The organism is Mesorhizobium sp. M7A.F.Ca.CA.004.06.1.1 (assembly GCF_003999135.1).
GTDB lineage: Bacteria > Pseudomonadota > Alphaproteobacteria > Rhizobiales > Rhizobiaceae > Mesorhizobium.
The window spans coordinates 1-9,623 of sequence record NZ_RZPQ01000150.1; the positions used below are offsets into that span (position 1 = coordinate 1).

The window sequence follows — 9,623 nt, forward strand, 5'->3', positions numbered from 1 at the left end:
GAAGAACTGCCAGCGTTCGGTGAAGCCGCCAAGCGCGAATTCGAACAGCACGTAAAGCATCGCGCCCGCAACCGGGCCGAACAGCCGACCCTTGCCGCCAAGGATGATGAGCACGATCAGCTCGCCCGACATGTGCCAGGACAGCATCGAGGGGCTGACGAAGCGGTTGAGATCGGCAAACAGCGCGCCGGCGAGGCCTGTGACCATGGCAGAGATGGCGAAGGCAACGAGCCTGATGTTGAAGGGTGCGATGCCGACGGCGGACAGCCTGGTCGCGTTCTGCCGTGCCGCCTGCAATGCGGCACCGAAGCGCGATCCGCGCAGCAGCCAGAACAGACCAAGTGCTGCCATCAGCACGACATAGCAGATCAGGAAATAGGTCAGGGACTGCGCCGTGTTCATACCGGGAAAGCCATTGCGGACATAGATCGACAGCCCGTCCTCGCCGCCATAGGCCGGCCAGGAGATGGCGAAGTAGTAGATCATCTGCGCGAAAGCGAGCGTGATCATGATGAAATAGACGCCCGTCGTGCGCAGGCTGATCGCGCCGATCGGCAAGGCGACAAGGCCGCAAACCAGGATAGCCACCGACCAGATGACCAGCATCGAGGTCGTGCCTTGCAGGCCAAACAACAGCGGTTCGGCGTTGAAGGCATGGGTCGCCAGGATGCCGGCGGCATAGCCGCCAAGGCCGAAGAAGGCGGCGTGGCCAAAGGATACCAGCCCGCCAAGACCAAGCGCGATGTTGAGCCCGACAGCAGCGAGCGCAAGGATCGTAATGCGCGTGGCAAGCGTGACGTAGAATTGCTCGCCCATTGCAGACGCACTGAACGGGATCGCTAGCAGCAGAAGTGCCAGCAGTATATTGATGATGGTTTCGCGGCTCATGGTGGCCCTTACGACTGCGCCGCAAACAGGCCGCTTGGCCTGAAAGCGAGGATCAGGGCCATGACTATGTAGATCAGCATGGAGGCGAGTGAGGCACCGATCAGCCCGGCCTGTGCCGTCGGCATCATCAACGCCAGCGCCTTGGGCAGGAGGAAGCGGCCCATCGTGTCGACGAGGCCGACGAGGATGGCACCGAACAGCGCACCCTTGATCGAGCCGATGCCGCCGATGACGATGACCACGAAGGCGAGGATGAGTGCTGGCTCGCCCATGCCGACCTGCACCGATTGCAGCGCACCGACCAGCGCGCCGGCAAGGCCGGCAAGGGCAGCACCTAGCGCGAAGACAACAGTGTAGAGCGTGCGGATGTCGACGCCGAGGGCTGCGATCATCTCGCGGTCGGATTCGCCGGCGCGGATGCGCATGCCGAGACGGGTGCGCGAGATCAGCAGATAGAGCCCCACAGCAACGGCGATGCCGACGCCGATAATGGCGAGGCGGTAGAGCTGGTACTGGCCACCGCCGGGCAGGGGCACCGCGCCTTGCAGCAGCGGTGGGATGTCGAGATAAAGCGGAAACGAGCCAGACAGCCAGCGCGTGCCTTCCGAAAAGATCAGGATCAGCGCAAACGTCGCCAGCACCTGGTCAAGATGGTCGCGCTCATAAAGCCTGCGGATGACAACGATCTCCATGACCGCACCGGCGGCTGCCGCAGCGATCAGGCTCGCCACCAGACCGATCCAGAACGAACCAGTGGCGGCGGCGACCGTGGCACAGGCAAAGGCGCCGACCATGTAGAGCGAGCCATGGGCGAGGTTGATCAGGCCCATGACTCCGAAGATCAGCGTCAGGCCGGCGGCCATGAGGAACAGCATCACTCCGAGCTGCAGCCCGTTGAGAAGTTGTTCGATCAGAAGGGCGATGGACAAATGAACGATCCGGACTGTGGTTCAAGGCGGGGAATGCCGAAGCAAGCCGCTGCAAGATACGGCGATGCGGCCTCGCCGCGGCCCCGGCCCCGTCGATGACGAGGCCGGCACTTTAGCAAAGCGGATGCAGCCTTGGGCTACATCTTGCACTGGTCGGCATAGGCGTCCTTGTGGTGTTCGAAGGCGGTGGCGATGATCTTGTTGGTCAAGACATCGCCTTCCTTTACCACCTCACGGACGTAGATGTTCTGGACCGGATGATTGTTGGTGTTGAAGGTGAACTCGCCGCGCACCGACTTGAAATCGGCTGCCTTGAGGGCCGCGCGGAACGCGTCCTTGTCCTTAACACTGGCCTTGGACAGCGCAGACAGGATCAGGTTCGCCGTATCCCAGCTCTGGGCGGCGTAGATTGAGGGCAGGCGATTGTATTCGGCCTTGAAGGCCTCGACGAACTGCTTGTTGGCTTCGTTGTCGAGGTCCCTGGACCAGCTCGCCGAGTTCTTGACGCCAAGGGCTGCGTCGCCAACCGCGGGCAAAATGTCCTGGTCGAAGGAGAAGCCAGGACCCATGACCGGGATGTTCACGCCCGACTGGGCGTACTGCTTCATGAAGGAAATGCCCATGCCGCCAGGCAGGAAGAAGAACACCGAGTCGGCACCGGAATCGCGGATCTGGGCGATCTCGGCGGCGTAGTCGGCCTGGCCGATCTGGGTGTAGGCCTCGCCTGCCAGCTCGCCCTTGTAGTAGCGCTTGAAGCCGGTCAGCGAATCCTTGCCAGCCGGGTAGTTGGGCGCGAGGATGAAGGTCTTCTTGTAGTCCTTGTTGGCGTACTGACCCATCGCCTCATGGAAATTGTCGTTCTGGTAGGCGACGTTGAAATAGTTCTTGTTGCACTTGGCGCCGGCAAGGGCCGACGGGCCGGCATTGGGCGACAAATAGATGACGTCCTGCGCCACCGCGTTGGGCACCACCGCCATCGCCAGGTTCGACCAGATGATACCGGTGAGCAGGTCGACCTTGTCGCTCTGGATCATCTTTTCGGCGAGCTGCACCGCGATCTCGGGCTTCTGGGCATCGTCTTCGATGACCAGTTCGACATCTTTGTTGCCGGACTGTTTCATCGCCAGCGTAAAGGCATCGCGCATGTCGACGCCGAGACCCGCACCGCCGCCCGAAAGCGTGGTGATGACGCCGATCTTGACGGGTTCGGCATAGGCAAGGCCAGATGTGGCCAGCGACAAAGCGAACATGCTGGATGCCAGGATATTCTTCATTTTTCTCTCCTTCCCAGTGTTTTCAATATAGATAAAATAGCTTTAGAGCCGGGTGCGAACTTTCCAGAGTTCAGTGAACAGTTCAACCTCCAGCATCTCTTCAGATACGAAGCGCCCGACGTGCCGCCGGTGCTGCGTTTCATGCCGATGATGCGTTCGACTGTGGTGACATGATTGAAGCGCCAGCGCCCGGCCATTGCCGATCGGCGCGGTGTGGTCACCCAGACCCTTTTCGACCAGACGTCGGTCAGTTCGACACCGGCATTAAGGTATTCGGGGTAGTCGAAGCCATCGAGCAGGAAGTTCGGCCACTGTTCCTCGGGCGGAAGGTTGTCGCGCGTGAACGTGTCGATATGCGCTGACGGTCCAAGCATTCTGCGGCTGTCCCCTAGATGCTCGTTGCCACGGTCTTGTCGCCGTGCGTGTGTTTGAATACGCAACTTGCGGGGAGGCTTTGCGCCGACGCCGGGCTGGTCATCCGGCATATGCGGCAGCACCCGGCGCGATCGAATATGCGACCGGCATTTGGCACAGCGAGACCTCCCACGCTCTCGACTGACGATTGAGAATTGCACCAGACCAAATTTATTTCAAGCCTAAAGTTTTTAGCCATGCCCGAGCGTTGGTGCACAAATGCGGCATGTTCGGCATCTTCGGCAAGCTCTTTGGAAAACACCGTTTTTCGCCGAACGTCTCGCCGTCGAAAACCTGGGAAGGCCTGATCGGCACGCCCTTCTCGCCGCTGCAGGCGGCGGCCGTGGCCTTCGTCGCCTGCTCGATGGGATTTCTTGGCGGGTTGGTCGCCTCGGCCATCAAGCGCGACCAGGGCGTCAAGGACTGGGGCCATCTGATCGAAGGCCATGGCGGCATGATGGACCGCACCGACAAGCCTGGTCTTCGCCGCGCCTGTCTTCTTTCACATTGTGCGCTATTTCTGGACGGTCTGAGCCGGCGGCGTCTTGCCCGCCGCGATCAGACCCGGATCAGCATGGTGACGACCAGAAACCACGCTATTTGGCGCGTTTCCTGACATACAGTTCCAGCTTGTGGCGGACGATTTCGAAGCCAAGCTCCGACGCTATCTCGGCCTGCAGTTTCTCGATTTTGTCGGAACGGAACTCGATCACCTGACCGGTGTCGAGGTCGATGAGATGGTCGTGATGTTCACGGTCCGCGTTTTCGAACCGGGCGCGGCCCTCGTCGAAGGCATGACGCTGGATGGCGCCTTTCTCCTCCAGGAGCCGCAACGTCCGGTAGACGGTCGACAAGGAAATGCTGCCGTCGATCTGGTGGGCACGAGAATACAATTCGTTCGCGTCCGGATGGTCGTGCGCATCCGCCAGCAGCCGCAAGATCACCTTGCGTTGTTCGGTCATCCGGACACCGGCGGCTTTCAAATTGCTCCGGAATCGCTCGAAAAGGTCGTTATCCGCTTTCATCCGCCATACTTAGCCGCGTTGCCACGCGACTGCAATTAGCTACTTGCAAATCAGTTGCAACTGCAATATTAGATGCAAATCAAACGCATTAGCATGACGTGAGCAGCGCATGGGCGACGATCAACTCCAGTCGAAAGGCATCCGATGACTGTTTCTGCTTCCCCAACCCGCAGGACGATGCTGCGGGCGCTTGGCGGCCTTGTGGCCATCGGTTTTGCGACGATGGCGAGCCTCGTTCCGGTCATGGCACAGGAGACCCAGCCTGCGGCAGGGAAGGTTCTGCGCGTCGTGACGACGTTCACGATCATCCAGGATATCGCGCAAAACGTAGCCGGGACCGCGGCAATCGTAGAGTCGGTGACCAAGCCCGGCGCCGAAATCCACGACTATCAGCCGACGCCGCTCGACGTGGTGAAGGCGCAATCGGCCGACCTCGTGCTCTGGAACGGCATGAACCTCGAACGCTGGTTCGAGAAATTCTTCGACAACGTGAAGAACGTGCCGAGCGCCGTCGTCACGGACGGTGTCGAGCCGATGGGGATCAAGGAGGGGCCCTACGAAGGCAAGCCCAATCCGCATGCGTGGATGTCGCCGAAGAACGCCCTCATCTATGTCGAGAACATCCGCAAGGCGCTGTCCAAGGCGGATCCGGCAAACGCCCAGGTCTATGCCGCCAACGCCGCCGCCTATTCGGAAAAGATCAAGGCAATCGACGAGCCCATGCGCAAGCGCCTGTCGGCGATCCCCACGGACCAACGCTGGCTGGTTACAAGCGAAGGCGCTTTCAGCTACCTGGCACGCGACTTCGATCTGCGCGAAGCCTATCTGTGGCCGATCAACGCCGACCAGCAAGGCACTCCGCAACAGGCGCGCAAGCTCATCGACCTGGTGCGCGAGAACAAGATTCCGGTGGTGTTCAGCGAAAGCACCATTTCGGACAAGGCGGCCAAGCAAGTCGCGCGCGAAACCGGAGCCACCTATGGAGGCGTTCTCTACGTCGATTCGCTGAGCGAGGAAGACGGCCCGGTTCCGACCTATCTGAAGCTTCTCGAAACCACCGTCGAGACTATCGTCCAGGGGTTCGGCGGGTGACCGGGGTTCGCACCGCGCTCGCTCCGGACAGCGTCCAGGGCAGCCATGATCGAACATCGACCGGTAGCGGCCGGGTCGTTGCCTCCATCGACGTGGACGACGTCACCGTCAGCTATTCAAGCGGGGTCACGGCCGTACACTCCGCCTCTTTCAGGCTCGGCGCCTCCACCATCTGCGCGCTGGTCGGCGTCAACGGCTCCGGCAAATCGACGCTGTTCAAGGCGCTGATGGGCTTCCTGACGCCGTCGACCGGAACAGTGCTTATCGCCGGATTGCCGGTCCACGCAGCGCTGAAGCGCGGCCTGGTAGCGTATGTGCCGCAGAGCGAGGATGTCGACTGGAACTTTCCGGTGCTGGTGGAAGATGTCGTCATGATGGGCCGCTATGGCCACATGAATTTTCTGCGTATCCCACGCAGAGCCGATCGCATGGCGGTCGACGCGGCGCTGGAACGGGTCGGCATGACCGATTTTCGCAAGCGCCAGATCGGCGAACTGAGCGGCGGCCAGAAGAAGCGCGTGTTCCTGGCGCGCGCTCTGGCGCAGGGCGGCGAGATCATCCTGCTCGACGAGCCGTTCACCGGCGTCGACGTGCAGACCGAAGCAGCGATCATCGATCTCCTTCGGTCGATGCGCGACGACGGCAAGCTGATGTTGGTGTCGACGCACAATCTCGGCAGCATCGTCAATTTCTGCGACCATGTCGTCATCTTCAACAAGACGGTGCTGGCCTTCGGACCGACAGAGACAACGTTTACGCAAGCCAATCTTGCGAAAGCTTTTGGCGGCGTGCTGAGGCATCTACGCCTCGGCGGCGCCGATCTTCACGACGACCCCGACGCTCGCCACCTGACCGTGCTGACCGATGACGAGCGCCCTCTGGTGCTTTACGGCGAGCGCGATCAAGAGAAGATGATGAAGCCCGACAGCGGATCGCCAGCCCCGTGATTGACATCCTGCTGGAACCCTTCACCTACAACTACATGGCCAAGGCCATCTGGGTCAGCGCCCTGGTCGGCATGGTCTGCGCGTTCCTGTCCTGCTATCTCATACTCAAGGGCTGGGCCCTGATGGGCGACGCGCTTGCCCACTCGGTGGTGCCGGGCGTTGCGGCCGCCTACATGCTGGCCCTTCCCTATGCCGCCGGCGCATTCGCCTCCGGCCTCATCGCCGCACTCGGCATCACCTTGGTGCGGCGCGTGACGCAACTTCGCGAGGACGCCGTGATCGGCCTTGTCTTTACAACGCTGTTCGCTGGCGGGCTGCTGATTGCGTCGATCAGTCCGACCTCCGTAAACATCCAGTCCATCGTACTCGGCAACATCCTCGCAATCTCCGACGAGGATGTAACCCAGGTCATCCTCATCGCAGCGGTTTCGCTGGCTGTATTGGGGCTTCGATGGAAGGATATGATGCTGGTGTTCTTCGATGAGAACCATGCGCGCGGCGTCGGCCTGAATCCGTGGCGGTTGCGGGTCCTGTTCTTCGTGCTGCTCAGCGCCTGCATCGTCGCCGCGCTCCAGACCGTCGGCGCGATCCTCGTGATCGCGATGGTGGTAACGCCTGGTGCCACCGCCTATCTGCTTACCGATCGGTTCGGCGTCATGATCCTGCTCGCGATGGCGATCGGCGCGGCGACGAGCGCGGTCGGCGCCTATCTCAGCTTCTTTCTCGATGGCGCGACTGGCGGACTGATCGTGGTGCTGCAGACCGTGGTCTTTCTGACTGCCTTCGTCTTCGCACCCAAACATGGCCGTCTCGCCGCGCGCCGGGCGGCACGTGCCGCATCCCAGGTCGCGTCATGATGACAATCTGGTCCTGGATCGCCGAACCGCTCAGCCATGAGTTCATGCGTCGCGGTCTCACCGTCGCCATTCTGGTCGGCGCCATCTGCGCGGTGTTGTCCTGCTATCTCGTCCTGAAGGGCTGGTCGCTGATGGGCGACGCCGTTTCGCATGCCGTGCTTCCGGGTATTGTGCTCGCCTATATCGCCGGGATCCCGCTTGCCTTCGGCGCATTCGTGGCAGGGCTTGGCTGCGCTTTGGCGACGGGCTACCTCAAGCAGCACAGCCGGATCAAGGAGGACGCAGTCATGGGCATCGTCTTCTCAGGCATGTTCGCGTTTGGCCTGGTTCTGTTCGTCAAGGTCGAGACCGACCAGCATCTCAATCATATCCTGTTCGGCAACATGCTCGGCGTCCAGTGGCGCGACGTGATCGAGGCGGCGATCATCGTCGTGCCGGCGATCCTCATCGTTCTGGCAAAACGCAAGGATCTGCTGCTCTATTGTTTCGATCCGGCCCATGCGCGCGCGATCGGCCTGCCCGTCAATCTGCTGCATTTCGGGCTCTTGACGCTGCTCGCGTTGACCATCGTGGCCTCGCTGAAGGCTGTCGGGATCATCCTTGTCATCGCCATGCTGATCGCGCCGGGAGCGATCGGTTTTCTTTTGACGAAGAGCTTTGAGCGGATGCTCGCCATTGCTGCCGCGGCCGCCATCGGGTCGAGCGTCGTGGGAACGATCCTCAGCTATCACATCGACGCAGCCACGGGTCCGACCATCGTCGTGGTTCAGGCCGGCGTTTTTTTGCTTGCCCTGTTCCAGTCGAAGCGCCCAAAGCAACAGGTGCAACTGGGCATTTCGGGAGAGTAATCGCGACCCTGACCGAGGCCACGCTTAAAGCCGGTTGCGGATCAGCATGGTGACGACGAAGAACGCGCCGACCGAGCTGGTGATGATGCCGATCGGCAGTTCCTGCGGCGGCAGCAGCGTTCGGGCCAGAAGGTCGCTGGCCAGCAACAGCACCGCGCCGAACACGGCGCAGCTGGCAACCAGGCGCAGGTGCAAGGGGCCCGCCAGCGGCCGCGACAGATGCGGGATCATCAGCCCGACGAAGCCGATGACGCCGGCGACCGAGACCAGGATCGCCGTCGAGAAGGCGGCGACGAGAAAGGTCATCCTTCGCATCCGCGCCACCGGCACGCCCAGGCTTTCGGCGGCGTTTTCGCCGGCCAGGAAAGCATCGAGCCGGCGGTGGTTCCACAGCGCGTAAGCCAGGATAGTGCCCGCACCCAAGGCGCCGAGCCAGATATTGTCCCAGCGCGCCAGGCCGAGCCCACCCATGGTCCAGAACAGCACGGAGTGCGCGGCGCGCTGGTCGCCGGCAAAGACAAGATAATTGGTCAAGGCGGTGAACATGAAGGACACGGCAAGGCCGGCAAGGATCAGCCGCTCCGGGCCTTGCCCCCTCACCCGCGCAACCAGCAGCAGGACGACACCGGCAGCCAATATGCCGCCGGTGAAGGCCGCGACCGGCAATGTCCAGATGCCGAAACTGTCTCCGAAGACGGTGATGACGGAAACCGCACCCGCGGCGGCGCCCGACGACAGGCCGAACAGGAACGGGTCGGCAAGGTCGTTGCGGGTCACCGTCTGCAGCAGCGCACCGACGACGCCGAGACCGGCCCCGACGCAGATGGCCAGGATCGTGCGCGGCAGCCGCAGGTCGACGACGATCTTGCCTACCGGCCCGGACACGTCGTGCCCGCTGAAGCCAATCGCACGGCCAAGCGAGGCAACGACGTCGGCCAACGGAATCAACGTCGAGCCATAGGCGATCGACAGCAGAGCGAGAGCGGCGATCGCCGCCGCTCCCACCAGCATGGCCAGTGCGAATGCCGGATGGCGCAAACCTGGAAATGCGTCGTGTCTGTCAGGACGCGTGCGACGCACTTCCAGGATCTTTTGCTCATGCATGTCGTTGCCCCAAAACCGCTGCGCACTTTTGGGCGACAGGCATCAAAACGCTTCCGGATGCATGGCCTTGGCGATTTTGTCGATCGCTTCGATATTGGCGGGTCCGGGTGTCAGTTCGGCATAGCGCAGGGCGACGAAGCGCTCGTTCTTGACCGCGTCCGTTTCTTTCATCGCCGGGTGGGACTTCAGGAAATCAAGCAGTTTCCTGTAGCCGCCGCCGTCCTGGTAATCGAGCAGGATGAGGA

9 protein-coding genes and 4 pseudogenes are annotated in these 9,623 nt (G+C 61.8%); 5 read left to right on the forward strand and 8 right to left on the reverse strand.

Annotation, left to right across the window (positions count from 1 at the left end; translation table 11 throughout):
* The 5 genes and pseudogenes from EN906_RS11965 to EN906_RS37740 all read right to left on the reverse strand — a co-directional run.
* The coding region (locus EN906_RS11965) for a branched-chain amino acid ABC transporter permease (protein ID WP_164777156.1) at positions 1–888 on the reverse strand (888 nt) is incomplete at its 3' end.
* An 8-nt stretch (positions 889–896) separates the two neighbouring features.
* Positions 897–1,817: a branched-chain amino acid ABC transporter permease gene (locus tag EN906_RS11970; protein WP_127270515.1), complete on the reverse strand. Its 921-nt coding sequence runs from the start codon at positions 1,815–1,817 to the stop codon at positions 897–899.
* 137 nt (positions 1,818–1,954) lie between these two features.
* Positions 1,955–3,091, reverse strand: coding sequence for an ABC transporter substrate-binding protein (locus tag EN906_RS11975; RefSeq protein WP_127270513.1), 1,137 nt, complete (start codon positions 3,089–3,091; stop codon positions 1,955–1,957).
* A gap of 42 nt (positions 3,092–3,133) precedes the next feature.
* A pseudogene (locus EN906_RS11980) lies at positions 3,134–3,279 on the reverse strand (tryptophan 2,3-dioxygenase family protein); the annotation flags it as partial.
* Between the two features lies 1 nt (position 3,280).
* A pseudogene (locus EN906_RS37740) lies at positions 3,281–3,465 on the reverse strand (2-aminobenzoate-CoA ligase); the annotation flags it as partial.
* Between the two features lie 275 nt (positions 3,466–3,740).
* Here EN906_RS37740 and EN906_RS11990 point away from each other — a divergent pair.
* Positions 3,741–4,038 (forward strand): annotated as a pseudogene (locus tag EN906_RS11990) (phosphatidate cytidylyltransferase); the annotation flags it as partial.
* 63 nt (positions 4,039–4,101) lie between these two features.
* Here the strand turns inward: EN906_RS11990 and EN906_RS11995 are convergent.
* On the reverse strand, positions 4,102–4,530 hold the full coding sequence (locus EN906_RS11995) for a Fur family transcriptional regulator (protein ID WP_023813521.1): 429 nt from the start codon (positions 4,528–4,530) through the stop codon (positions 4,102–4,104).
* Positions 4,531–4,752: 222 nt separating this feature from the next.
* On the opposite strand from EN906_RS11995, the gene EN906_RS12000 reads away from it, so the two are divergent.
* The 4 genes from EN906_RS12000 (at position 4,753) to EN906_RS12015 (ending at position 8,274) form a co-directional block, all read left to right on the forward strand.
* Positions 4,753–5,622, forward strand: a complete 870-nt coding sequence (locus tag EN906_RS12000) for a metal ABC transporter substrate-binding protein (protein ID WP_127267059.1) — start codon at positions 4,753–4,755, stop codon at positions 5,620–5,622.
* Between the two features lie 86 nt (positions 5,623–5,708).
* Positions 5,709–6,569, forward strand: a complete 861-nt coding sequence (locus EN906_RS12005) for a manganese/iron ABC transporter ATP-binding protein (protein ID WP_206517197.1) — start codon at positions 5,709–5,711, stop codon at positions 6,567–6,569.
* Positions 6,566–7,426: a metal ABC transporter permease gene (locus EN906_RS12010; protein WP_127267054.1), complete on the forward strand. Its 861-nt coding sequence runs from the start codon at positions 6,566–6,568 to the stop codon at positions 7,424–7,426. The genes EN906_RS12005 and EN906_RS12010 overlap by 4 nt, the downstream gene beginning before the upstream one ends.
* On the forward strand, positions 7,423–8,274 hold the full coding sequence (locus EN906_RS12015; RefSeq protein ID WP_127267055.1) for a metal ABC transporter permease: 852 nt from the start codon (positions 7,423–7,425) through the stop codon (positions 8,272–8,274). The genes EN906_RS12010 and EN906_RS12015 overlap by 4 nt, the downstream gene beginning before the upstream one ends.
* A gap of 24 nt (positions 8,275–8,298) precedes the next feature.
* Here EN906_RS12015 and EN906_RS12020 read toward each other — a convergent pair whose 3' ends face one another.
* Both EN906_RS12020 and EN906_RS12025 read right to left on the reverse strand, forming a co-directional pair.
* Positions 8,299–9,285: an iron ABC transporter permease gene (locus EN906_RS12020; RefSeq protein ID WP_127267061.1), complete on the reverse strand. Its 987-nt coding sequence runs from the start codon at positions 9,283–9,285 to the stop codon at positions 8,299–8,301.
* A gap of 135 nt (positions 9,286–9,420) precedes the next feature.
* A pseudogene (locus EN906_RS12025) lies at positions 9,421–9,623 on the reverse strand (ABC transporter substrate-binding protein); the annotation flags it as partial.